The organism is Citrobacter sp. Cpo221 (assembly GCF_030332345.1).
Lineage (GTDB): Bacteria > Pseudomonadota > Gammaproteobacteria > Enterobacterales > Enterobacteriaceae > Citrobacter > Citrobacter portucalensis.
The window spans coordinates 61,817-86,655 of the sequence record NZ_JAOWIA010000053.1 but is presented as its reverse complement, the minus strand read 5'-3'; the positions used below and the strand labels follow the sequence as shown (position 1 = coordinate 86,655).

19 protein-coding genes are annotated in these 24,839 nt (G+C 52.9%); 17 read left to right on the top strand and 2 right to left on the bottom strand.

The window, feature by feature from the left end; all coding sequences use genetic code 11:
• The first annotated feature begins 2 nt into the window (after positions 1-2).
• From OGY72_RS13600 to OGY72_RS13530, 15 genes are all read left to right on the top strand, one after another.
• The gene (locus OGY72_RS13600; protein ID WP_286547899.1) at positions 3-2,288 is read left to right on the top strand and encodes a fimbria/pilus outer membrane usher protein; all 2,286 of its coding nucleotides are present in this window, start codon (positions 3-5) and stop codon (positions 2,286-2,288) included.
• Between the two features lie 13 nt (positions 2,289-2,301).
• Positions 2,302-3,270, top strand: a complete 969-nt coding sequence (locus OGY72_RS13595) for a Csu type fimbrial protein (RefSeq protein WP_286547898.1) — start codon at positions 2,302-2,304, stop codon at positions 3,268-3,270.
• Positions 3,271-3,593: 323 nt separating this feature from the next.
• Entirely contained in the window at positions 3,594-4,868 is a 1,275-nt protein-coding gene (locus tag OGY72_RS13590) for a Glu/Leu/Phe/Val family dehydrogenase (protein WP_020996616.1), read from the top strand.
• A gap of 396 nt (positions 4,869-5,264) precedes the next feature.
• Complete coding sequence (locus tag OGY72_RS13585) at positions 5,265-7,124, top strand: STY4199 family HEPN domain-containing protein (RefSeq protein WP_126317872.1); 1,860 nt, start codon at positions 5,265-5,267, stop codon at positions 7,122-7,124.
• A gap of 38 nt (positions 7,125-7,162) precedes the next feature.
• On the top strand, positions 7,163-9,274 hold the full coding sequence (locus OGY72_RS13580) for a hypothetical protein (protein WP_149384895.1): 2,112 nt from the start codon (positions 7,163-7,165) through the stop codon (positions 9,272-9,274).
• Positions 9,275-9,549: 275 nt separating this feature from the next.
• Positions 9,550-10,620: a dihydroxyacetone kinase subunit DhaK gene (dhaK, locus tag OGY72_RS13575; protein WP_003833521.1), complete on the top strand. Its 1,071-nt coding sequence runs from the start codon at positions 9,550-9,552 to the stop codon at positions 10,618-10,620.
• Between the two features lie 11 nt (positions 10,621-10,631).
• On the top strand, positions 10,632-11,264 hold the full coding sequence (dhaL, locus tag OGY72_RS13570; protein WP_020996617.1) for a dihydroxyacetone kinase subunit DhaL: 633 nt from the start codon (positions 10,632-10,634) through the stop codon (positions 11,262-11,264).
• 10 nt (positions 11,265-11,274) lie between these two features.
• A complete protein-coding gene (gene dhaM / locus OGY72_RS13565) occupies positions 11,275-12,705 on the top strand; it encodes a dihydroxyacetone kinase phosphoryl donor subunit DhaM (protein WP_279275856.1) in 1,431 nt (476 codons plus the stop codon).
• Positions 12,706-12,875: 170 nt separating this feature from the next.
• Positions 12,876-14,588, top strand: coding sequence for an alpha,alpha-trehalase (locus tag OGY72_RS13560; protein ID WP_286547895.1), 1,713 nt, complete (start codon positions 12,876-12,878; stop codon positions 14,586-14,588).
• Between the two features lie 207 nt (positions 14,589-14,795).
• Positions 14,796-15,818, top strand: a complete 1,023-nt coding sequence (locus OGY72_RS13555; protein ID WP_286547894.1) for an ABC transporter substrate-binding protein — start codon at positions 14,796-14,798, stop codon at positions 15,816-15,818.
• Positions 15,819-15,844: 26 nt separating this feature from the next.
• The gene (locus OGY72_RS13550; protein WP_502872611.1) at positions 15,845-16,804 is read left to right on the top strand and encodes a FecCD family ABC transporter permease; all 960 of its coding nucleotides are present in this window, start codon (positions 15,845-15,847) and stop codon (positions 16,802-16,804) included.
• Positions 16,801-17,562: an ABC transporter ATP-binding protein gene (locus tag OGY72_RS13545; protein ID WP_286547892.1), complete on the top strand. Its 762-nt coding sequence runs from the start codon at positions 16,801-16,803 to the stop codon at positions 17,560-17,562. The genes OGY72_RS13550 and OGY72_RS13545 overlap by 4 nt, the downstream gene beginning before the upstream one ends.
• A 9-nt stretch (positions 17,563-17,571) precedes the next feature.
• Positions 17,572-18,384: a class I SAM-dependent methyltransferase gene (locus OGY72_RS13540; protein WP_191235518.1), complete on the top strand. Its 813-nt coding sequence runs from the start codon at positions 17,572-17,574 to the stop codon at positions 18,382-18,384.
• Complete coding sequence (modD, locus tag OGY72_RS13535; RefSeq protein WP_191235519.1) at positions 18,381-19,238, top strand: ModD protein; 858 nt, start codon at positions 18,381-18,383, stop codon at positions 19,236-19,238. Before OGY72_RS13540 ends, modD begins: the two co-directional genes overlap by 4 nt.
• Before the next feature lie 23 nt (positions 19,239-19,261).
• Complete coding sequence (locus OGY72_RS13530) at positions 19,262-21,232, top strand: TonB-dependent receptor plug domain-containing protein (RefSeq protein ID WP_149384889.1); 1,971 nt, start codon at positions 19,262-19,264, stop codon at positions 21,230-21,232.
• 773 nt (positions 21,233-22,005) lie between these two features.
• Here OGY72_RS13530 and OGY72_RS13525 read toward each other — a convergent pair.
• The gene (locus OGY72_RS13525) at positions 22,006-22,260 is read right to left on the bottom strand and encodes a GlsB/YeaQ/YmgE family stress response membrane protein (RefSeq protein ID WP_003020908.1); all 255 of its coding nucleotides are present in this window, start codon (positions 22,258-22,260) and stop codon (positions 22,006-22,008) included.
• Between the two features lie 201 nt (positions 22,261-22,461).
• Between OGY72_RS13525 and ycgR the strand changes: the two genes are divergently transcribed.
• On the top strand, positions 22,462-23,196 hold the full coding sequence (gene ycgR / locus OGY72_RS13520; protein WP_286547890.1) for a flagellar brake protein YcgR: 735 nt from the start codon (positions 22,462-22,464) through the stop codon (positions 23,194-23,196).
• Positions 23,197-23,207: 11 nt separating this feature from the next.
• Here ycgR and emtA read toward each other — a convergent pair whose 3' ends face one another.
• A complete protein-coding gene (gene emtA, locus OGY72_RS13515; RefSeq protein WP_003020914.1) occupies positions 23,208-23,819 on the bottom strand; it encodes a membrane-bound lytic murein transglycosylase EmtA in 612 nt (203 codons plus the stop codon).
• Between the two features lie 98 nt (positions 23,820-23,917).
• Here emtA and ldcA point away from each other — a divergent pair, with 98 nt between their 5' ends.
• Entirely contained in the window at positions 23,918-24,832 is a 915-nt protein-coding gene (gene ldcA / locus OGY72_RS13510; RefSeq protein ID WP_003833548.1) for a muramoyltetrapeptide carboxypeptidase, read from the top strand.
• Positions 24,833-24,839 lie beyond the last annotated feature (7 nt).

The following is a 24,839-nucleotide window of genomic DNA, read 5'->3' as shown; positions in this document are numbered from 1 at the left end:
GAATGGTTTGCGCACAAACGCTGAATAATAACCAGAATGAAAGTGGTGTTATTAATAGCGCCTCGCAGATTACGGGTGTCGATTTGTATCTCGACGTCACCTTAAATGGAAATCCCGTTGGGCTGGTACATTTTGGCTACGATAATGGAAAGCTTTATGCAGGAGCAGATACTCTGCGTAAAATGGGCTTTCGCTTTGCTCCAGACGCCACTAACGCCGTCGGCCTGAACGATATCCCCCAGCTAACCATTGACTACAACGTTCAGTTGCAAACGCTCTCGCTTACTGCGCCACTCAGTTCACTCGATCTTGCGACCACGCAGCTTAACTCGCCCACCGAAACCGTGCCAACGGCAACAACATCACGCGGGGCGCTGCTCAATTATGATATCTATACGCAACAGGGGGATGAAAGCGCAATCAATACCTTCAGCGAAATTCGCGCCTTCAATGCGGCCGGCGTGCTCAGCACCACCCAGTTGACGCAGTACTCTACCGAGGAATATGCCGATAACAGCGTTGAGCGCCTTGATACCAGCTGGCGTACGTCATTTCCTGATTCGATGTTGGCGTTAACCGTTGGCGATACCCTGACAAGTTCACTCATCTGGTCCCGACCGACGCGAATCGGCGGCATTCAGATAGGCACCGATTTTGGGTTGCAGCCCTATACGCCAACCACCCCGCTTCCAGCATATCTGGGATCCACGACGTTACCGTCAAACGTTGAGCTGTACGTCGACGGCGTCAGGTACTACAACGGAGAAGTCCCCGCAGGTAGCTTTCAGATCAACACAATGCCTAACATCAGCGGCGCGGGAACGGGTCAGGTAATGATGACAGATGCGCTGGGCAGAACGAGCGTACAAAATTTCTCGTTCTACAACGATCAGCAACTCCTGCGGGAAGGATTAACCGCCTGGTCGGCAGAATTAGGCACGGTACGCGAAAATTATGGTTACTCCTCTTTTGATTATGCCAGCGCACCAGTATTGAGCGCTACGTGGCGTCGCGGGTTTAGCAATACGTTCACCGCCGGGACTCATGCGGAAACCAGCGATGGACTGATTAACGCGGGCTTCAGTAACGACTGGATCCCGGGAACCCGCAGCGGCACGTTTTCGACCTCACTTGCCGCAAGTACCGACTCAGGAAAGAACGGTTATTTGTACAGTTTTGGTTACCGTTGGTCCGGTGAACGGTTTAATTTCAGTACCAGTACCACGGCAACTTCCGGCGATTATCGCGATGTCGCCACCCATTACGGCGAGCCGCCCCCCACGCTTAACAGCAACACTGTTATTGGCTATTCGCTGGAAGCAGCCGGTAATGTCAGCCTGAGCTATTTGCAGTTTCGTTATCCACACGAAAATGCGGTGCGCTACGCCAACGCCAGCTGGTTTAAGTCTGTTACAGACAACATCTCACTTAATGCCGGATTCAATCAGAACATTGACGATAACCGCGATCGCAGTCTCTATTTGATGGTGACGATCACGACCGACAACAATCTGAGCGCCAGCAGCACCCTACAACGTACCAACGACGAAACCGGCTACCAGCTCAATGCCAGCCTGACGCCCCCTGCCGACGGCGGCTGGGGCTGGAATCTGGCCGCCAATCAGCAGGCTTCCCGGCAAAGTGGCCAGGGAGAAGTGGGATATCTGGGACGTTATGGTAAAGCGTACGCGGGATTCAGCCGTTTACCGGATAACCATTACGGTTATGCAGGCGCAACCGGATCGCTGGTGACCATGGGAGGCGGCCTGTTTGCAGCAAGAGAAATCAATAATGGTTTTGCCGTGGTTTCAACTGACGGCGTGCCTGATGTTCCGGTCAAATTGCAAAATAACCTGATTGGTCGCAGCGATGACCAGGGACTACTGTTGGTCACGCCGCTCAACAGTTATCAAAAAAACCTGATCAGTATTGACCCGATGGATCTCCCCACCAATGTGCGGATCGCACGCGTTGAGACGAATGCCACGCCAGCCGATCGTTCCGGTACTTTGGTTAGCTTTGGCATCACCCCCGTCCGCGCTGCGCAGATTATCCTCGTCGATAATCAGGGTAAGCCAATTCCTGAAGGCAGCATGGCTTACGCCATCAACGGAAAAGGACAATCGTCTGTCGTTGGCTTTGATGGAATGACATGGTTCGACACCCTGGAGCAGCACAACACGCTGCGCGTTGAGACGGACACCGGTAGTTGTCGCGTGCAATTTGACTATCCCGCGTCAGCAAAGGGGATTACGCAAATAGGCCCACTGGTTTGTCGCCCACACTAACAGGAGTGCGCTCATGAGGTTAAGACATCTGCTACTCATCGCTGCCGTACTTTTTTGTCCGGCAATTAGCCATGCGGTAACCTGTTCGGTGAGCAATGTGCAACCCATAAATTTAGGTTCGGTCAATCCACTGTCTGCGACAGGCGCAACGTCATCAATGACGTTCAGTTACACTTGCACCAAAGAGCTTGGTGACGCGCTGGCAGGGATCAATCTCTGTTTTAATATTGGCGCCTCGGCCATCAGTGGCCAGGTGACACCGCGAAATATGTCATTAATCGGCACGCCTGCCAGAACGCTGGCATACCAGCTTTACCAGGATAGCGGGCGCACCAAAGTCTGGGGCAGCCAGTATCAGTCGGGAACCACTTTTCCCATGGTACAGCTTAACCTGCTGAATCTGACGCCAGTGACAGGTTCACTCACGGTATCGGCGCAGATCGTCACGCCACAAATCGCCGCCGTCCCCGGAAACTATCAGGATAGCTATACGGCGGCGACAGCCCTTGTCACCCTTAATCCTGGATTGCTTTTCCCGCCGACCACCTGTGGTGATACCGTTGCCGCCAGGTTTCCTTTCACCGTCACAGCTGCTGTCAGCAAACAGTGTAATATCACCTCCGCGACTAACATCAGCTTTGCTCCCACCAGCGGAACGGGTCGTAATCTCGCGGCGTCAAATAACGTAGGCGTAGCCTGCTCTAATAACACGCCTTACACCATCGGACTTCAACCCTCCAACGGCAATACGGCAGGCAGCGGCGTGATGGCAGGCACGGGGTCAAATACGGATAAAGTCCCCTACCAGCTTAGTTCGACGCCAGGTCCTTCCGGTACGATCTGGGGCAATACTGCGCTTAATACCGTTGCGGGCAGCGGCACGGGGACAACGACTACCTACCCGGTTTACGCCACCGTTCCCAGCGCGAACTACACGCCAGACAACTATGCCGATACTGTCACCATCGCCGTGACCTACTGACGCCCAGCTTAACAGCAATAAAGCAAACACATTTTATTATCATATTATTTACTTTTAGAGGTGCGTCATAAATCTGACAAATTGCGATTTTTACAAGTTATGCATATTAAACTACATAAACCGCAAAAAAAACCGCGATAACAGCCAAAACAAAGAATAACTATTCACCATCAAGCAAAAACCCACACTACTCATACCGATAATCCGTGTTAGCCAGGCAGGCCGTTCTATGAAAAAAATGTTAAATTTAGGTTTATATGGTGAGATTCACTGTATACCACGGCCAAATTAAGAACATATTACTTTTATAACTAAGGTTTATCATGGATAAGTTATCTTACGCTTCAGATAGCAGCACATCTGCCTGGAATACCTACCTGCAACAAATCGAGCGTGTGGCCCCTTACCTGGGCGAACTTTCCCATTGGGTGGACACCCTGCGCCACCCAAAACGCGCGCTGATTGTCGATATCCCGGTGCAGATGGATGACGGCACTATCCGTCATTTTGAAGGGTACCGCGTGCAACATAACCTTTCCCGCGGTCCGGGCAAAGGCGGTGTGCGTTATCATCCTGATGTTGATCTTAATGAAGTGATGGCCCTGTCTGCATGGATGACCATCAAATGCGCAGCGTTGAATCTGCCGTACGGCGGAGCCAAGGGCGGTGTGCGCGTCGATCCGTTCTCACTTTCTGAAGGTGAACTGGAGCGTTTAACCCGCCGTTATACCAGCGAAATCGGCATTATCATTGGGCCGCAGAAAGACATTCCTGCGCCGGATGTAGGTACTAACGGAAAAGTCATGGCCTGGATGATGGATACCTACTCCATGAACCACGGCACCACCGTGACCAGTGTGGTCACCGGTAAACCTATTCACCTCGGCGGCTCGTTAGGCCGTGATAAAGCCACCGGTCGCGGCGTTTTCGTCAGCGGTCTGGAAGTCGCGCGTCGTGCGAACATTGAAGTTGAAGGCGCTCGCGTGGCGGTACAAGGTTTTGGTAACGTCGGCAGCGAAGCCGCCCGCCTGTTCGCCGCAGCGGGTGCGCGTGTCGTCGCTATTCAGGATCACACCGCAACGCTGTTTAACTCCACGGGTATCGACATGACCGCGCTGTCTGCCTGGCAGTTAGAGCACAAACAGATTGCCGGTTTCCCGGGCGCTGAAACCATCGCCAGCGAAGCCTTCTGGAGCGTGGAGATGGATATCCTAATCCCTGCCGCGCTGGAAGGACAGATTACCCGTCAGCGTGCAGAAATGCTGACCTGCAAACTGGTACTTGAGGGCGCTAACGGCCCGACTTACCCGGATGCCGATGATATGCTGGCAAGCCGCGGTATCATCGTGGTACCTGACGTCGTATGTAACGCAGGCGGCGTAACCGTCAGCTACTTCGAATGGGTCCAGGATATGGCAAGCTTCTTCTGGAGTGAAGAAGAGATCAACAATCGCATGGACAAAATCATGACTGATGCGATGGTGCACGTATGGGAAAAAGCAGCTGAGAAATCCTGCTCCCTACGTACCGCAGCCTACATTGTTGCCTGCGAACGCATTCTGCTGGCACGTAAAGATCGCGGAATTTATCCGGGCTAATACGACGTCAGATACGCCAACGTTTTTGACCGACGATAAACGCCAGTCGTGAGTTACGCCAATAATGCTGCATTATTTGTGGCATTATTGGCGTGTAGTAGCCTGATTCATCTGCCCCGCTTTCTGCATTTTACTTACCCAATATCTGCGCATTTTGTTAGCCAATAAACATTAAATTCCATCGCTGCAACCATAATTTGCGTTAAGAACCCATAGCAACGCATTATTGGTTGCAATGTCTACTACCAATATTACGCCCCCCATATATATTGACGAACTGATTAAAAATCCCGAATAATTGTCGAATTATGGCATTCTGGCTGCAGGGAAAGTTGCCTGACACAGTGCGATTAGATCGGGCCGGGAAAACTCAGCGAATAACCACGTGAGAATATAATGGTCGATCATTCATCTGCTTCTGAGCACAACGATTTTACTCGTTGCCTGTCTCTTTTCGACAGCGCATTTCCACAAATCTTATCCCTGCTGGGTATGCCAGCCCCCACGCAACTTTCGCCTGATACGTTTTATTATTCACTTGATAAAGCCCGAGAGAGATTGGGCAACTGGAGCAGTGTAGCGGCCCGGTTTAACTATAATGAGCAGGAAATGGCGAGCTTTCTTGCGGCATTACGCACCTTGAACAAATGGCTCGGCAGAAATACAGATGGCCAGCCTGCCGACAGAAATCTGACCATTGCCGCGTTGCGTTTTTTGTGGCAGCTCGAATATTTGCGAGAAAAACAGCCTCAATTAACTTATTCAACGACGCTGCATAACGAAGGCGAAGAAAAGCAGTTACGTAGTTTGCAGCAGGTACGAGCATTAGAGCTGACCATTCGTAGTTTAATTAATGAAGCGTACAATAACCAACAAGCCCTACTTGAGCACTTAAACAAACTATTTGGTCAGGAACGTGTAAAAAAATGGCTCAACGTTGCCGATCGTGATGACGTATTGAGCGGTACCCTTTTCAGTGAACTCGCCTCACTATTTATTGATAAAGACGAATATCCCATCCACTACTCTCCACTTTATCAATATACCCCTTTGCTCAGCTTTGTTAACGATAAACGTAGAACACTGAATACCTTTCTTGACGATATTCGCGTAATTCGCAACCGTCTGGCGCATCATAAGCGGGTAACCTCCGTCCAAACAACATTGGTGAATTACTATTACCAAGAAATTACTGAGCCGGTACAGGAGGCCTTCGACGAAGGCCGGGTAAAAGTTAACCCTGATCGCTTTTTTGATGACAGCAATGCTGAGGTTGCTCACTATTTCGAACAGACAGCCCAAAAAATTGAAGATCTCGGCGGTGACGTTCAGGAAATAAAGGATGATCTGGTGGCTCAGGCTCAGGATATTGGAAAAATCAAAATTGATACGCGCATCATTCGCAATCGAGTAGCCTGGGTGCTGGGCGGTATCGTCGTCATTATTGTTGGCTCAGTACTGACTTTCGGAACCTCAACCAAGACGCTGGTGAATACGGAGTCCATCCGTAGCGATCTCGGGGAAGTGGGTAAAACGGTTGCTGGGGCGAAAAAAGAAACCAGTAACGATCCGCGTAAAGAACTGGCGAATATCGGCATTGCCTGGGATGAAAAAAATCTTCGCGCCGCTATCGATCGCGGTGATACCCAGGTTGTCAATCTGTTTCTTGCCGGAGGCATGCGCTGGAAACTGTATTATGCCGAAGCCGCATTACTGGAAGATCGCCAGGAAACGTTGAATGCCCTATTACAATCAGCATCGTTGATGGATGAAAAAAACGGCTGCCTCAGAATGGCCGGTAAATTACGTCAGCAAGCGGACCACAATGGCACGCTGACCCCCATACAGATTCGTTATTTAAAAACATTCTGTTCTTCTGCCAAGGATGTTCAGGGTATTAAAGCGGAACTCGACAGAGCGCTTAATTTTGAGAAAGCCCAGAAGAAAGCTTACGATGAAGAAATGGCCAAAAATGAACCTGCAGGTCGCTGTGAGCGCCGTCTGATGGCCGATAATGCGCGTGAGTTACTGGCTGACGCGGCGCAATTTTCACTGCAAAGACCGACCACTTATTCACTCCATGATGTGTTATTGAAAGAACTGAATACGCGTCTGATGTTCGGCACACTCAACGAGGCAGAGTTAAAAAGCCTGGTTAAGAACTACTGCGTAAAACAAGAAAACCATGAACCCAATATTGCGATTGGCGATAACTGGAGTCGCTCACAACGGGTCATTTATAACGTAGTCAAATAATGAGCGATCCAACAACACATTCATCGAAAGAGAATTATATGTTCGCATTCAATAATGCATGGCCGCTGTTTACTTTCGAGTTCAATCCGTCGCAGCGTGATGCACCGGCAGGCAGCCTACTGATCGGATTGGGCGACGGCAATGATACGGAAAGCCATAAGGGTGTCGCGCTCAATAACAAAGGATACCGTGCAGGTCACTACAATTCGGTGAGTGAACTGGTGGCAAATGCCGACGATCGTCAATGGTCTATATGGCGCAGTAAACTCTCAAGTGTCCAGGGAATACAACGAATCGTTATCGAAGATTTCTCTCTGGATACCTGTTTTACGCTGTTGCTGTTTTTGAACCATCTCGATGCCGCTGGTTCGCTGTCGCTATCAACACATCCGTGGCTGGAATACGTCACCGCATGGGAAAGCGGTATTTATCTGGACGGTGATGATACAACTCGTTCTGCCGCTTGCTTGTTATCCGCACTCGCGCATAGCAGACTGTGCGAGCAATCCATGGATGATACTGTCGTTGTTCGCCACAACATGCTGGCCTGCCTTCGCCTGTTGAGCGATATGATGATAGCCAACCCAGACCCCACCGCAGGCATTATGCCCATGCACACGCAATGTTATGCAAGTGCGGTCGCAAGTCTGGCGTATGAGCAACAGATTTACCAACACGTGATCAAGCGTTCGGTTACCTGCCAACTCCTGCTGGATCTCGGCACAGGCCGGCGGCAAACGGTGGTTGATGCATTGTTTATTACCGAAACGCTCCCTTCTGGGATGTTGAAAATTCTCGCGCGCTGCGATAAAGAACGCAGTTGGACGCACAATGGATTTGGGTTGCTGGCCATTTATCGACCGCGAGAAGTGGGTACGGGAAATGATATCGTTATTTCGCTCAACCCGATTCAGGGGACACGCCTTGATGCCCTGTGGTCCGCTCTGGAACAACGTGAAGATGTGGCCTGGCAAGGACTACGCCCGCACGATACTCCGCGTTTTCTCGAAAGCTATCGCCTGGCCGGAAGCGATAAATTGATCCCAGGCGCACCGAACCAACCCTGGTACGACGATCAAGGCAGAATGACGCTAATTGCGGCACCGAAGCAGCTTGCGCCCGGAGAGCCCGGCTCGAAACTGACCTGGCAAAAAGACGTTTTGCCCGCAATCTGGGAAAATTATTTTACCCGTTATCTTGATAACGCCATTGTGCCAATAGCTTTACCCGAACTTGATTGCCGCACAAAAGGTAAATGCATTCGTGTCTATCAGCATCGCATCCCGGAGGGTGGTGATATTACGATCGTCCCGCTGATGCGAATGATCGATACCCCCACCTTTCATGCCTGGCTGGCAGCACAGAGCGATAGCACGCGCGTCGTTAGGAGTCCTGCGGATCTCCCCCCCACCAGCGAGTACCACTGCCAATGGTACAGCAATATTCTGGTTGTCGCTCACCGTCATGGCGTCACAATCTTCTGTCGCGAAGAAGAGGATAAACATCTGGCGATACTGATTAAAGCGGCCATTTCTGTAGCGGATGTAAGCCATGAGTATGAAAATTTTCTGGCGAACTCTGCCCAACAGATTGGACAGTGGCTCAAGGATCTGCTCGAGTCGCAGCAAAAACACAACCGAAAGGGAAAAATTCGTCGTCTATCTGACTGGTCCGAAATGATGCTGGAAACCAAAGCCCAGGCGCTAAAAGCCATGAATAAAGGTGCTTTAGTCGGCAACGATGCCCTACATAACCAGCTGAGTGAAGATCTCTCTCGGCAGTGGGGATTGTCTGAGCAACGTCAGGAGCTCATGACGCAGATAGAGCAATTGGATCAGCTCATGCGCCAGGCTATTAGTCAGCGTCAGGAAAAACGCCAACGTATTTACGGCGCACTGTTTTCTGCTTTAGCACTCGGCGCGGCGGCTAACCATATTTGGGAACCGATTAAAGAGATAAAAACAACAAACCTTTATGAATGGCAACTCATGCTATTCAAAGAGCAGCCAGCCCCAGCAATGGACAAGTTACAGGCGATTGCTGCAGATGCCGCGCGATATGAAGTCTATACCCTGGCTATTCTGCTAATTTTTGGTTTTATTGGTTTTATCTTGTTCTGGTTTTTCGATTTTAATGGCAAAGAAGAGTAAGGAATAACGTTTTAATCATGATGCCGTCAGCATAAACTTTGCCGCATCTCTCACTTCCGCTGTTTTATGCACCACCACGTTTCAATATGGAACATTAAAAGATGCTAATGTTCCGTATTGAAACGCCCTTCACAGCAATTTTCTTTTGCGTACCCGTATGCAAAATTACCTTATCGGCAGCGAGCGGTCGCCGTGACGTTGAACCAACCGATACCCTACATCAGATGCCTGCCCGAATTTGGCAGCCATCCAGGACTGTCTGCGGAGCATAAATAATGAAAAAATTGATCAACCGTGTTGAAGACGTACTGAATGAACAACTCGCCGGACTGGCGAAAGCGTATCCTTCCCTGGCATTGCATCAGGATCCGGTATATGTCACCCGCGCAGATGCGCCGGTGATGGGCAAAGTGGCACTGCTTTCCGGTGGCGGCAGCGGACACGAACCTATGCACTGCGGCTACATTGGTCAGGGCATGCTCTCTGGCGCCTGCCCGGGTGAGATTTTTACCTCACCCACGCCGGATAAAATGTTCGAATGCGCCATGCAAATTGACGGTGGCGAAGGCGTGCTGCTGATAATCAAAAATTACACCGGCGACATTCTTAATTTCGAAACCGCTACCGAGCTGCTGCACGAAAGCGGTGTCAAAGTCACCACCATGGTGGTGGATGACGACGTGGCGGTGAAAGACAGTTTGTATACCGCCGGTCGACGTGGCGTGGCGAATACCGTATTGATCGAAAAACTGGTCGGCGCGGCCGCCGAACGTGGTGATTCGCTGGAAGCCTGTGCGGCGTTGGGCCGTAAGCTGAATAACCAGGGCCACTCCATTGGCATAGCCATTGGTGCCTGTACCGTTCCAGCCGCCGGACAACCGTCTTTCACGCTGCAGGATAACGAAATGGAATTTGGCGTAGGTATCCACGGGGAACCGGGCATAGACCGTCGCCCCTTCACCTCTCTCGATCAGACCGTTGATGAAATGTTCGATACCCTGCTGGAAAACGGTAACTACAGCCGTACACTCCGCCACTGGGACAACGTCCAGGGCGCGTGGCAGGAAGGTAAAGAAAGCAAGCGGGCGTTACAGAGTGGCGATCGCGTTATTGCGCTGGTCAATAATCTCGGCGCGACGCCGTTGTCTGAACTCTTCGGCGTATATAACCGCCTCGAAAGCCGTTGTCAGGATGCAGGCATTGTCATTGAGCGCAACCTGATCGGCTCTTACTGTACCTCTCTGGATATGACCGGTTTCTCGATCACCCTGTTACAGGTAGATGACGAAACGCTGAGCTTATGGGATGCACCGGTTCACACCCCTGCTCTCAACTGGGGTAAATAAGGAGATTTATGATGTCCCTCAACAGAACGCAAATTGTTAACTGGCTCTATCGTTGCGGCGAGATCTTCACCACAGAAAGTGATTTTCTCACCGGACTTGACCGGGAGATCGGCGATGCCGACCACGGTCTGAACATGCATCGTGGTTTCAGCAAAGTCGTTGAAAAGCTGCCGTCCATCGCAGACAAAGACATCGGCTTTATTTTGAAAAACACCGGTATGGTGCTGCTCTCAAGCGTCGGCGGGGCCAGTGGACCGCTGTTTGGCACCTTTTTTATTCGCGCCGCTCAGGTGACTCAGGCTCATCAAAGCCTGACGCTTGAAGAGCTGTATCAAATGATGCGTGATGGCGCAGAAGGTGTGATTAGCCGCGGTAAGGCTGAACCTGGCGACAAAACCATGTGCGACGTCTGGCTGCCAGTAGTCGAGTCCTTACGCCAGTCCTGCGAGCAGAAACTGAGTGTACAAGCAGCGCTGGAAGCGGCAAGCCAGCAAGCGGAAGCCGCAGCACAAAGCACCATCACCATGCAGGCTCGCAAAGGCCGTGCCAGCTATCTTGGTGAGCGCAGTATTGGGCATCAGGATCCCGGCGCAACATCGGTGATGTTTATGATGCAAATGCTGGCTCAGGCGTCCAGAGAGTAAGGATAAAGCGATGGTAAACCTGGTTATTGTTTCTCACAGCGCCCAACTGGGCGAAGGCGTCGGCGCGCTGGCCCGGCAGATGTTAATGGGCGGTGATTGCAAAATCGCCATTGCCGCAGGCATTGACGATCCTGAGAATCCGATTGGCACCGATCCGATCAAGGTGATGGAAGCCATCGAGTCCGTGGCCGATACGGACCACGTGCTGGTGATGATGGATATCGGTAGTGCATTACTGAGTGCGGAAACCGCGCTGGAACTGCTCGACCCTGGCATTGCCGCCAAAGTGCGTTTGTGCGCAGCACCACTGGTTGAAGGCACACTGGCCGCGACGGTTAGCGCCGCCGCGGGTGCTGATATCGATCGGGTCATCCGTGATGCCATGAACGCCCTCGACGCCAAATGTGAGCAACTGGGTTTACCTTCGCCATCCGCAGCGAAACCCGCATCTGCTGTACAGTCTCCCGATGCAGATGCCCGTTCTGTTGCCATTGTGGTGAAAAACCCTAACGGCATCCACGTTCGCCCGGCTTCGCGGCTGGTTTCCGCGTTGTCTGGTTTTAACGCCGACATGTGGCTGGAGAAAAACGGCAAGTGTGTGGTTCCTGATAGCCTGAATCAGATAGCTCTGCTGCAGGTACGCTGTAATGACACACTGCGCCTGATTGCCAAAGGCGAACAGGCAGAGGATGCGCTGGCCGCATTTAAACAGCTGGCGGCAGAGAATTTTGGTGAATCGCTCGAGTCCGCGCATGCTGATAACAAGGCAACTCAGGCTCCCTCAAAAGTCACGGGGACGGCATTTTGTTACACGCCGTTCTCGCCCGAGGTAAATCCGCAACCCGCCGCATCACTCCAGGCTGAGCAGCAACGATTACAGGCTGCCATCCAAAGTACGCTGAACGATCTGAGCGAACTCACCGCACTTGCTGAAGAACGATATTCCGCAGATATCGCTGCCATCTTCTCCGGTCACCACACGCTGTTGGACGATCCTGAACTTTTTGAAATGGCCTGCGATGTAATGCGCGAAAAGCAGTGCAGCGCCGCCTGGGCCTGGCATCAGGTGCTGAGCGATCTCAGCCAGCAGTATTTACAGCTCGATGATCCTTATCTGCAGGCGCGATACATTGATATTGAAGATTTGCTGTCTCGTTCACTGCAGCATTTGACGGGAGAGAGCGCACAAATTCCCGCATTTTTGCGCCCCACTATCCTGGTCGCTGATGTCATTTATCCGTCTACGGTACTGCAACTCGATCCGAAGACCATCAAAGGTATCTGCCTGCGGGACGGCAGCGAAGCCTCGCATCCGGCGATTATCGCTCGTGAAATGGATCTGTGCTGGATGTGTCAGCAAGGCACGGCTCTCGATAGCATCAAGATGGGCGATACACTGACCATTGACTGTGTCACACAGCGGATAACCCGCGCAAACTGATTCCGAAGCACACCCTTTCCAACAAAGGGTGTGCTTCTTCTCTATTCACGTCGGGAAATGTCTGTTTATTCGCAAAATGGGGAGCCGATCACGCGCAACGGTCATTCCTGAACTAAGGTTTTCTCATGGTAAATGCCGCTACTTCGGCACGCCGCTAAGGAGATTAACCGATGATAACGCCAGCAACTCGCCATCCTGGCCTGCTCTCTGTTGCAATAAAACTGACGCTCGCAAGCACCTTTTTTGCCCTTTCCTCTTTTACCGTCAACGCCGAGGACGCACCAGCCGCTACGCCTGCGCCGCCTGATATTCTGCTTGGTCCCCTGTTTAACGATGTACAAACAGCCAAACTGTTTCCTGACCAGAAAACCTTTGCCGACGCGGTGCCAAACAGCGATCCATTAATGATCCTTGCCGATTACCGGATGCAGAAAAACCAGTCCGGATTCGACTTACGCCATTTTGTGCAAGTGAATTTCACCTTGCCGAAAGACGGCGAGAAATACGTGCCCCCGGCCGGGCAATCACTACGCGAACATATTGACGGACTGTGGCCAGTACTCACTCGTTCGACCACCACCGCTGAAAAATGGGATTCGCTGCTGCCGCTCCCGGAGCCGTATGTGGTACCTGGCGGGCGTTTTCGCGAAATATATTATTGGGACAGCTATTTCACCATGCTGGGGCTTGCCGAGAGCAATCACTGGGATAAAGTCTCGGACATGGTGGCAAACTTCGCTTACGAGATTGATTCCTGGGGACACATTCCTAACGGTAACCGCACCTACTACCTGAGCCGTTCGCAACCGCCGTTCTTTGCCTTTATGGTTGAACTGCTGGCGCAGCACGACGGGAATGATGCGCTGAAAAAATACCTCCCGCAGATGCTCAAAGAGTACAGCTACTGGATGGAAGGCATCGAAACACTCCAGCCCGGTCAGCAAAATAAGCGCGTGGTTAAACTGGATGACGGCACCATTTTGAACCGCTACTGGGATGAGCGCGATTCGCCTCGGCCAGAGTCGTGGGTAGAGGATATTGCCACCGCTAAAAGCAACCCAAACCGCCCGGCCACAGAAATCTACCGCGACCTGCGTTCAGCTGCCGCGTCCGGTTGGGATTTTAGTTCCCGCTGGATGGACAATCCTAATCAGCTGGGCACTCTGCGCACCACCAGCATCGTTCCGGTCGATCTCAATGCGTTGATGTACAAAATGGAAAAAATGATCGCCCTCGCCAGCAAGGCTGCCGGTGATGATGCCAAAGCGGCGCAGTACGATGGCTTCGCTAATGCCCGACAAAAAGGGATCGAGAAGAACCTGTGGAACGACAAAGAAGGCTGGTATGCCGACTACGATCTGAAAAGCCACAAAGTACGCAACCAGCTCACGGCTGCCGCCCTGTTCCCGCTATATGTCAAAGCAGCGGCAAAAGATCGCGCCAGTAAAGTCGCCACGGCCACCCAGGCACATCTGCTGCAACCGGGCGGCCTTGCTACCACGTCGGTGAAAAGCGGCCAGCAGTGGGATGCCCCCAATGGCTGGGCCCCGCTCCAGTGGGTCGCAGCATCCGGGTTACAGAATTACGGTCAGGATACTGTCGCCATGGACGTGACCTGGCGATTCCTCACCAATGTTCAACACACCTACGATCGCGAGAAAAAGCTGGTTGAGAAGTATGACGTGAGCACCACTGGAACCGGCGGTGGCGGCGGTGAGTATCCGTTGCAGGATGGTTTCGGCTGGACCAACGGCGTAACGCTGAAAATGCTCGACCTGATTTGCGCCAAAGAAAAGCCCTGTGACAACGTACCCGCGTCGCGACCTACCCCTGCAAGTACAGCGCCAGTCGAGTCTAAAAAACAGACTCAACCGACGCCATAACATCATAGCCTGAGCCGTTTTACTTCCTGAATCCGCGCTTCGTCGCGGATTTTTCTTTCTTATATTTCCCCCTTCCAGCTGTCTCTATGGCCTCTAGCCCTTATGGGGTATCCGGGGTTTTCATCCGTGAGAAATTGATTCTGAACATGTTTTTATTCGATATATATGTAAATATATAGCGATTTTGTAACCTTCAGGATAACAATAATGCCACTGACAAGACGGATGTTTGCCCAACTCGTGGCATCTGCACTGCTGCTCCGCCATCTTCCCGCGTTTGCTCAAACCTCGCTGACTGTAGCTATTGGAGACTCTCCGAAGCCAGAAATGACCCAACGCGTGGTCAGCGCGGGCGCACCTGCTGACATGCTGCTGCTGGCCGTCGCACCGGAAAAACTGGTGGGGCTTTCCTCCTTTGATTTCTCTCGCCAGACCGCCATCCCGTTTAACGATAACATTCGGACTTTGCTGAAACTCGGCAGGCTGGCGGGGCGCGCCAGCACACTCTCGCTTGAAGCACTCCTGGCGCTCAAACCTGACCTGGTTATTGACTGCGGTAATGCCGATGAAACCTGGCTTTCTCAGGCCAGACAAGTGAGCGCACAAACACACATTCCCTGGCTGCTGATTAACGGCGAATTGCGCCATACCCCAGAACAGCTGCGCGCAGTCGGTGAAGTATTGGGCGTCGTCTCGCGAACCGCAATGCAGGCCGCGCTGGCCCGTCGATTTATCGATGATGCAATAGCTTTCTCGCATTCACCCGCGGCGAATCTGCGTTTTTATGCCGCGCGCGGTGCCAGAGGACTGGAGACTGGTTTACAAGGTTCTCTGCATACCGAAGCGGCAGAACTACTGGGGTTGCACAATGTGGCGCACATCCCCGGGCGACAGGGACTCACACAGGTTTCAATGGAAAATCTGCTCAGCTGGCAGCCGGATATTATCCTGGTACAGGATGCGGTGACAGCGCAGTTCCTACGAGAAGATCCGGTCTGGCAAGGAGTCAAAGCGGTTGCTGACCGGCGCATTCTGTTTCTCAGCGGTCTGCCGTTTGGCTGGCTGGATGCACCTCCCGGCATCAACCGTTTACTGGGGTTACGCCGCCTGCACGCCTGGCTTGATCCTCAGGTTAACACGAGCTTTAAAGCTGATATGCAGCGCTACAGTGAGTTGTTCTGGCACACCACGCTAAGCGACGCACAGTATCAAAGGTTGGTGGCAGTTTGATGAAAACATCAACCCTCGGTTTTCTGATGATTGCTGCGGTGGTGCTTTGCGCGAGCGTCGCTGCAGTATCAGGCGCGTATCGCCTGGATGCACAGCAGGTTCTGAATCTCGTGGCCGGTACAGATGGCGTTCCAATGCAGGACAAAATCGTCTTCTGGCAAATCCGCCTGCCACGCATACTGGCTGCATTGCTGCTCGGCGCGGCGCTGGCGGGCGCAGGAACCACCTATCAGGGCATGTTCCGCAACCCGCTGGTCTCGCCGGATATTCTCGGCGTGGCAGCGGGTGCGGGTTTAGGTGCCTGTTTAGCAATCCTGTTAGGTTTACCGATCCTGTTCATTCAGCTGTATGCGTTCATGGGCGGTTTATTCGTGGTCGCCGGTGTCTGGTTAATTACCCGACGAGTCAAGCGACACGACCCGGTGTTAACACTGGTGCTAGTCGGGATTGCGCTGGGTACGGTATGCGGTGCGGGAATTTCACTCATCAAAACGCTGGCCGACCCGTATACCCAACTCCCCTCTATCACTTTCTGGCTGCTTGGCGGTTTATCGACGATCACGCTGCACGACCTGTGGTTCTCGGCACCGCTGATCTTCGCAGGACTCGTCCCGCTATTGCTGCTGCGCTGGCGCATGAACCTGCTCACCCTGTCGGATGATGAAGCACGATCGCTTGGCATCAACGTCTCGCGATTGCGGCTGGGACTGATCGTCTGCGCAACGTTAATCACCGCCTGTACCGTCGCCATCGCGGGCATTATCGGCTGGATTGGGCTGGTTGTGCCGCACATCGGCAGACTCCTCTGTGGCAATAACCACCAGCAGTTGCTGCCGGTTTCCATGGGGGTCGGCGCCATTTTGCTACTGCTCACCGATACTCTCGCCCGTACGCTGAGCAGCACGGAAATTCCGCTGGGGATCCTGACTGCATTTATTGGCGCACCGTTCTTTTTGCTGCTTTTGCTACGGGGAAATCGCCCATGACGCTACTGACCTTGCGCCACGCGTCGTTGGGATACCACAGTCAACAGCCCGTGTTACGCGATGTTTCATTTCAGGTTTCGCCCGGCTCCGTTTGTTGTCTGATTGGGGCCAACGGCAGTGGAAAAACCACCCTGATGCGCACCATTCTCGGCGTTCTTCCGCCGCTTCACGGAGACATCCTGCTTGATGGTGTCGCGGTGAATCATCTTAGCGATCGGCAACGCGCTTCGGCCATCGCCTGGGTCCCTCAGGCGCATGACGGCGCGTTTGCCTTCACTGCGCTGGACATGGTGATGATGGGGCAGACCCCGCAACTGGCGGCATTTGCGGTTCCCGGCGCTAAAGAACGCGAAATTGCGCATCAACAACTGGCGATGCTGGGGATCTCTCACCTTGCGCCCCGGCGCTGGAACACGCTGAGCGGCGGAGAGCGCCAACTGGTGTTGATTGCCCGCGCACTGGCGCAACGCCCACGCCTTTTGTTGCTGGATGAACCTGCTTCCAGCCTGGATTTTGGGCATCAGATCCGTCTGCTCGACACGCTGATAACACTTAAAAATTCGGGTATGGCCCTGCTGATGTCAACGCATCATCCGTTGCACGCCCGGGCAATCGCCGACAGCGTGGTACGCGTTGAACCGAACGGTGCAGTGTCGCAGGGGCTTCCTGAACAGCAGCTCGCCACCGATCGTCTGGCAGCGCTGTATCGCGTTACACCGTCACAAATCGCCCATCACCTCTTTGGCTCACACAACTAAGGAATAAGAATGCTCATTGACGACATTGATTTTGCCGATCTTTACCGTAAACAGTTACAGCTGGCGAACAGAACCGAGAAAAAACCGGAGCACTGGGATAAGCGTGCGGAAAAAATGGCAGAGAATTGCGCCTCATTAACCGACAGCTATCTGCTACAGCTGTTGGGAAAAATCGACCTGAAAGGGGCGGAGTCGCTGTTTGATATGGGCTGCGGTCCCGGTACGGTTTCGCTGGCGTTGGCTAAAAAGATGCCAATAGTTTACGGAGTAGATTACAGCCAGGGAATGCTGAGCGTAGCTGCCCGCCGCGCTGCGCAAATGAACGCCCGTCACGTACAGTGGGTGCAGCGGGCCTGGGAGGAACACTGGGATGATTTACCCCAGTGCGATATCGCCGTCGCTTCGCGCTCTACGCTGGTTGCCGATATGCGCCAGGCGATGACCAAACTGAATAATCAGGCCCGGCTGCGGGTTTACACCACTCATCTCGTCAGTTCATCTTTCGTTTCCCCCACCATTCAACGTGCGCTGGGCCGCGAAGTGATTGAGCTTCCCAACTATATCTACGCGCTTAATGTCCTGTATCAGATGGGGATCCACGTGCATGTTGATTTTATCCGCGGGCCCAACTGTCAGCAGGACAACAGCACCTGGACGCGTTTTCTGGAAAACGTGCGCTGGAGTATGGGTGAACTGAGCGCCGACGAGGTCGAACGTCTGGAAACCTGGTATCAACAGCAGGATCCACGCACGATTGCCCCCGCCAGCCGTGACTGGGCGCTTATCTGGTGGGACAGCGTTCCGCGGGAGGCACTGCAATGATCTACTTTTCGCAGGCGCAAACCGACGCGCTGCTGCTGGAAGATATTCAGGGCGGCGACCTGACTACCCGCGCGTTGGGTATTGGCGCACAGCCGGGCGTTATGGAATTTTACCATCGCCAGGGCGGGTGCGTTAGCGGCACCGCCGTTGCCAGGCAAATGCTCGCCTCATTAGGGCTGACCATCAGCGACATGGTTGCCGATGGTGAACAGGTAAGTGCAGGACAGCGATTGATTTGCGCACATGGGAATGCGGCGGCGCTGCATCAGGGCTGGAAAGCGGTACAAAATGTCCTGGAATGGAGCTGCGGGGTTTCGGGCTATCTTGAGAGCATGTTGAGCCAACTGCGCCAACGCTATCCTGATGGGCAGATTGCCTGCACCCGCAAAGCCATTCCCGGCACGCGTTTGTTGGCGACTCAGGCAATACTCGCCGCGGGAGGCATTATCCATCGCGGAGGATGCGCCGAAACGGTACTGCTGTTTGCTAATCACCGCCATTTTCTTACCAATCCAAACGACTGGTCAGGTGCGATTGCGCGCTTACGCAGCCATGCGCCAGAAAAAAAGATCGTGGTTGAAGCAGATACGCCAGATGAGGCATTAGCCGCGCTACGCGCCGCGCCCGATGTCCTGCAACTCGACAAATTTACCCCTGAGCAAGCAACAGAAATTGTCCGCCAGGCCCCTTCTCTGGCCCCCCATTGTACGCTGGCGCTGACTGGCGGCATTACCCTCGCCTCGCTGGCGAGTTATCTCGACTGTGGCATCAGACTTTTCATCACTTCCGCGCCTTACTACGCTCCGCCTGCGGATATCAAAGTTAGCCTGAGCCCGGACACACGTGGCATATAACATTAATAAATGGACTAAAAATAATGAATTTCAACAAAAGTTGTCTTTACACAGCCCTGTCGTTTGCTTTCGCGCACAGTGCTTTTGCTGGGCAGGAAAGCGAAACCATGACCGTCTGGTCAAGCCCGGCCTCCGCGGCAACCACTACGGTTCTCGGCCAGGAAACGATGCAGCAACTGGATAAGCAAAACGTGGCGCAGGCGCTGAGCGTTGTCCCCGGCGTCGTGCTGCAAAAGTCAGGCAACCGCAATGAGCAGCAGGTGAAAGTCCGCGGTTTTGACAGCCGTCAGGTTCCCGTCTATTTTGACGGCGTGCCGGTATACATCCCCTATGACGGCAACCTCGATTTAGGCCGTTTTCTGACCTCCGATATCGCTTCGGTTGAAGTATCCAAAGGCTACTCGTCTCTGCTACAAGGGCCGAACCAGATGGGCGGCGCCATCAATATCACCACCAAAAGACCTACCAAACCGATTGAAGGCAGCATTGGCTATCGCCAGGGCTGGAGTCGTAGCAAAGACAATGCCCACGATATGCACGCTTCATTTGGCGCCAGCAACGATCTCGGCTACATCCAGCTCAGTGGCAGTCAGTTGAAGCAGGATTTCCTTGGGTTACCGCACGGCGTGGACAACCCTGTTGCGGGCAGCAACGGCAAAATGATCAACTCCTCTGCCGATGACAAACGCGGCATCGTGAAGCTGGGCTTTACCCCACGTGGTGATGACGAATATGTGCTGACCTATATTAATCAGGACGGTGAAAAAGATAACCCGCCGTACGCTGGAACCAGCAGTCAGAAATCACGCTACTGGCAATGGCCACAGTACGATAAAGAGAGCTATTACTATCAGGGCACTACCCATCTGGGCGACCGTTTTACCCTGAAAAGCCGTCTGTATCGCGACACATTTGAAAATACGTTGATGATGTACAACTCGCTTGCCGATCTGAAAAACAAAAAAGGCAGCTACAGTCATTATTCAGACTATAGCGATGGGGCTGGTCTGCAGCTCGCTGCGGATATGCGTGAAAACGACCAGCTCTCTTTCGCGGTGAACTGGAAGGATGATGTTCACCGCGAGAAAGGCGCACCTAATGCGGCTTACGACCGTTACGAAGACCGCACCTGGTCCGTTGCCAGTGAATATCAGTGGGCAGCGGCGGATAATGTCGATGTAGTGGCGGGAATAAGCTATGACTGGCGCGACAGTCTGGAAGGCATGAAGCACGAGAAAAATGGCAGCGTCACCCACTATGATGACAACAATCAGTCAGCTTTCAACTGGCAGATGATGACCAAATATCACTTCGATAATGCTGACACATTAGCGCTGTCCTACTCTGACAGAACGCGTTTCCCGACGTTGAAAGAGCGCTACACCACCTCGAAACCGGCCTATAACCAGGTGGCGCTGGTCAATCCGCAGCTTAAACCGGAACGCGCTCGCAGCGTGGATCTGACCTGGAATGGTTCACTTGGCAAAGACTGGGGATTCGAAGCCAGCGTCTATTACAATCGCATCAGCGATGCCATTCTTTCGCACAATATTGATGCCGATACCATCCAGAATCAGAACAGCGGCCGGGTGGATTACACCGGTCTGGATGCAGGCGTTAAAGGTAAAGTCTTTGATATGCTGGATGTTGGGCTGAGCTATGGCCTGATTCATGCGGATGTCAAACGCAGCGACATCGGCAAAATAACCGATTTGCCGACGCAAACCCTCACCGCATGGATGACGCTGAAACCGTGGGATCCGTTGAGCATTACGCTGTCTGAAGAGGCCCGCTCATCGAGCTATAGCAATAGCGACGGCTCGCAGAAAGCCGCAGGTTTCGCCATTACCCATTTACGCGCCGACTACGCCATCGGTCACGGGTTTAGCGTCAACGCTTCGGTCAATAACCTGTTCGATACACAATACGTGTACAGCGAAGGATTTATCGAAGAAGGCCGTAATTACTGGGCTGGGATTGAGTACCAGTTCTGACTTAGCGATACAGAGAAACGGCCCCGCTCGGGGTAATGCTGTTCAGTTAACGCCTCAGTTTCAGAAAGTATCACCTGTGAGGGTAGAAGTTATGAATATGCACTCTCAGAGAAAGGGTTCCGTTCACCTCATGTTCATCGCTTCTCTGAAACGCCGGCTCCTGTGAACGTGTAAAGGGCGTTCTCCGCCACGCCCTTTACAATCCCGGCTCCCGGCGGGAAAATTGTTGCTGCGCAATACCCTCCGCTTATTCCTTCAGGCTACCGGGCCGGGCGCGAGGTAGCATCCATGCAAAGCGCGCCCTGAGCCAGCATCCATGCTGGCTCTCCCGGCCTTACGGAATCACGTCGGCAATTTTCAGCCGGACCAGCCCACACCTGACCATCTGCGTTTTTTTGTTTAAACAGCAAAAAAGATTTAACTGGAAGTCAGTGCGTTGAAGCGATGACCCCGGTCCGGCTGAAAATCGATGAGGCGTTGACGACTGACCGGGTCTGCCCGCAGGGATGCGGGCAGAGGGGACGGCCTGCACGGATGCAGGCTCGGCCCCGACCCGACAGGCAGACGGAATAAGACGAATAGCTCGCGTAGCGACGATTTTCCCGCCGGGAGCCTGGGATGCAAGGGAGGCGGCGGTGAGCCACCCTTGCACGTTCACGGGTATCTGCGCTTCAGAGAAATGGCACAACTAAGGTGAACGGAACGCTAAGCAAGAATCACATGTTCACCAGACATGCTTAACTGAACAGCATTACTGCTCGGGCGCCGTTCGATTAATCTCGTCGTACAAGCCGAAAAACTCCCAGCACAACAATCGCGCCGACCACGGCCACCAGGAAGCTGTGGAGATTAAACCCGCTGACATCGCCGCCAATACCAAACATCGTTGCCAGCCATCCACCGACCACAGCACCAACGACACCCAGAATACAGGTCAGGATAAATCCCCCGCCATCGCGCCCCGGCATAATCAGTTTGGCGATAACCCCCGCAATCAGACCAAAAATAATCCAGGCAATAATTCCCATTTTCAGGCCCTCTTTCCAGTGAACGCACGCGCAAGACATTCCTGCGCCAGCACTTAAAGTATAGGCAAGCCGTCGCGACATGCTTTTATCACGCAGACTTAATTCATTGGGTTTGGTAAAAAATTTCATCCATTTGTATTAAGTTCCGTCGATTGATGCCGATAACCCAACGACAAACTAGGCATCCAGGAGTCATTAGGTGTGAGTAACTACAATGAGCAGTTCCTGAAGCAAAATCCGTTAGCGGTGTTAGGTGTACTTCGGGACTTAAAGTCGCAGCAGGTTCCACTGCGTATCTCCTGGTCGGGCGGCCAGTTCATCAGCAAAGTTCTGGCCGTCAGCCCGGACGAGCTGGTCATGGATTTTGGCAGCCAGGAATATGAAAACCAGGCCGTACAGCGGGCCAGCCAGATCTCGATTATCGCCGAAACGCAGGGAGCCAAAGTAGAATTCACCCTGCCACAGCTGAAAAAAGGCGAGTATCAGCAACTGCCGGCGTTTATTTCATCCTTGCCGCCTTCTCTGTGGTTTGTGCAGCGTCGCGAATATTTCCGCATCGGCGCTCCGCTGCACCCTCCCTATCGCTGCACGGCAAAAATGCCGGACAACAGCACGCTGTGCTTTCGCTTATTCGATTTATCTCTCGGCGGCATGGGCGGGCTGTTAGAAACGGCAAAACCAGAGGGGTTGGCTGAAGGTATGCGCTTCGCGCAGGTTGAACTGAATATGGAGCAATGGGGGGTGTATCACGTTGACGCCCAGCTCATTTCCATTAGCGAGCGCAAAGTTATCGACAGTAAAAACGAAACCATTACCACTCCCCGCCTGAGCTTTCGTTTTCTCAACGTCGGCCCGGCGGTGGAGCGGAACTTACAGCGGATTATTTTTTCCCTTGAGCGCGAAGCCCGGGAAAAGTCGAACAAGGTGCGCGATTAGCATCACCTGAATTACATTACATCCAGCGCTTGCTGAAGCTTCCAGATATAGCGCGGAGCCTGCGGCGCCGGATGATTGTCCGCAACATGTTCAATAAATTCATCCGGGCTGAGATCGTTGATCTTATTGATGGCTTTCTTCCTGTCGGAAGAGAACGTTCGCAGCAATGCGCCTGCACCGTTGGCGTACGATACCACCAGTGCATATTGCATCACCTGCGGATCCTCGATCCCTGCCAACGGCCCGGTTTCCAGAATACTCAGGTATGCGGCCCCCATTGAGATATTGCGTTCGGGATTTTTCAACTCGCTGGTCGACGGCTCTCCGCTCCATCCCATGCGACGATAAACATCGCGTCCTGAAGTTGAGGCTTTCAACTGCATCAGACCAATCGCATTGGACTTACTGACCGCATTCGGATTTCCGCCTGATTCAATGGCAATAATAGCGGTAATCAATTGTGGACTGACACCCCAGGCCGCACCGGCTTTTTCACTGATCGGCATCCATTGCATTGCGCGTTTAACCGGAACTTCAGCATTCCACGGCGGGTTTTTGTAATCATGTTTTGAACTACAGCCCGCAAGTAATACAACCAAAAAAGCAAACCATCTCAATTTCACGTCATCTATCCTTATAGCCGGAACCTGTCGCTGAGGTGACAACGACATACCTACGCGGCATGATATACATTTGGTTTTAGTTGTAGCAAGGAAATGCCATGTCCCGGTTTCACTTAATTGCCCCGTCGGGCTACTGTATCAATCAGCAGGCTGCCTTACGTGGGCTTGCGCGTCTTACTGAGGCCGGTCATCAGGTCGACAATTCAGCAGTCATTGCGCGCCGCTGCCAGCGTTTTGCAGGTACAGAGGCAGAAAGGCTTGCTGATGTTAACTCGCTCGTTAATCTGAAAACCCCCGATACTATTGTGATGGCGGTACGCGGCGGCTATGGCGCGAGCCGTTTACTGGCAGAAATTGACTGGCAGGGGCTGGCAGCCCGCCAGCAACAAGATCCGTTGCTGCTGTGCGGACACAGCGATTTTACGGCGATCCAGTGTGGTCTGCTGGCACAGGGGAATGTGATTAGCTTCAGCGGCCCGATGCTGGCGGCGAACTTCGGTGCCGAAGAAATGAACGCATTCACCGAGTACCATTTCTGGCAGGCTTTGCGTAATGCCCAATTTACCCTCGAATGGCAGGGTGAGGGTCCGCAGTGCGCAACTGAAGGTACACTGTGGGGCGGAAATCTGGCGATGATCATTTCGCTGATGGGTACACCGTGGATGCCGGCTATCAAAAACGGCATTTTGGTGCTGGAAGACATTAACGAGCATCCATTCCGTGTCGAGCGTATGCTGCTGCAGCTGTACCACGCCGGAATACTGGCCCAGCAAAACGCCATTATTCTTGGCAGTTTTAGCGGTAGCGCACCCAATGATTACGATGCCGGTTACAATCTTGATTCAGTTTGTGATTTTCTGCGCGCCAGATTATCAGTACCGTTGATCTGCGGCCTCGATTTTGGCCATGAACAACGCACTGTCACCTTGCCTTTGGGAGCCAATGCGGTGCTGAAAAATGATAAAAACGGCACTCAGCTCACCTTAAGTGGGCATCCGGTACTAAAATCGTAAAAAAAGC

What these genes read in the sequence shown, in the direction of transcription:
- OGY72_RS13585 (WP_126317872.1), top strand. Translation starts at nt 5,265, where the DNA reads ATGGTCGATCATTCATCTGCTTCTGAGCACAACGATTTTACTCGTTGC.
- OGY72_RS13595 (WP_286547898.1), top strand. Translation starts at nt 2,302, where the DNA reads ATGAGGTTAAGACATCTGCTACTCATCGCTGCCGTACTTTTTTGTCCG.
- OGY72_RS13560 (WP_286547895.1), top strand. Translation starts at nt 12,876, where the DNA reads ATGATAACGCCAGCAACTCGCCATCCTGGCCTGCTCTCTGTTGCAATA.
- OGY72_RS13555 (WP_286547894.1), top strand. Translation starts at nt 14,796, where the DNA reads ATGCCACTGACAAGACGGATGTTTGCCCAACTCGTGGCATCTGCACTG.
- dhaM (WP_279275856.1), top strand. Translation starts at nt 11,275, where the DNA reads ATGGTAAACCTGGTTATTGTTTCTCACAGCGCCCAACTGGGCGAAGGC.
- OGY72_RS13545 (WP_286547892.1), top strand. Translation starts at nt 16,801, where the DNA reads ATGACGCTACTGACCTTGCGCCACGCGTCGTTGGGATACCACAGTCAA.
- OGY72_RS13580 (WP_149384895.1), top strand. Translation starts at nt 7,163, where the DNA reads ATGTTCGCATTCAATAATGCATGGCCGCTGTTTACTTTCGAGTTCAAT.
- OGY72_RS13525 (WP_003020908.1), bottom strand. Translation starts at nt 22,260, where the DNA reads ATGGGAATTATTGCCTGGATTATTTTTGGTCTGATTGCGGGGGTTATC.
- OGY72_RS13600 (WP_286547899.1), top strand. Translation starts at nt 3, where the DNA reads ATGGTTTGCGCACAAACGCTGAATAATAACCAGAATGAAAGTGGTGTT.
- dhaL (WP_020996617.1), top strand. Translation starts at nt 10,632, where the DNA reads ATGTCCCTCAACAGAACGCAAATTGTTAACTGGCTCTATCGTTGCGGC.
- OGY72_RS13550 (WP_502872611.1), top strand. Translation starts at nt 15,845, where the DNA reads ATGATTGCTGCGGTGGTGCTTTGCGCGAGCGTCGCTGCAGTATCAGGC.
- dhaK (WP_003833521.1), top strand. Translation starts at nt 9,550, where the DNA reads ATGAAAAAATTGATCAACCGTGTTGAAGACGTACTGAATGAACAACTC.
- OGY72_RS13540 (WP_191235518.1), top strand. Translation starts at nt 17,572, where the DNA reads ATGCTCATTGACGACATTGATTTTGCCGATCTTTACCGTAAACAGTTA.
- modD (WP_191235519.1), top strand. Translation starts at nt 18,381, where the DNA reads ATGATCTACTTTTCGCAGGCGCAAACCGACGCGCTGCTGCTGGAAGAT.
- ldcA (WP_003833548.1), top strand. Translation starts at nt 23,918, where the DNA reads ATGTCCCGGTTTCACTTAATTGCCCCGTCGGGCTACTGTATCAATCAG.
- OGY72_RS13590 (WP_020996616.1), top strand. Translation starts at nt 3,594, where the DNA reads ATGGATAAGTTATCTTACGCTTCAGATAGCAGCACATCTGCCTGGAAT.
- OGY72_RS13530 (WP_149384889.1), top strand. Translation starts at nt 19,262, where the DNA reads ATGAATTTCAACAAAAGTTGTCTTTACACAGCCCTGTCGTTTGCTTTC.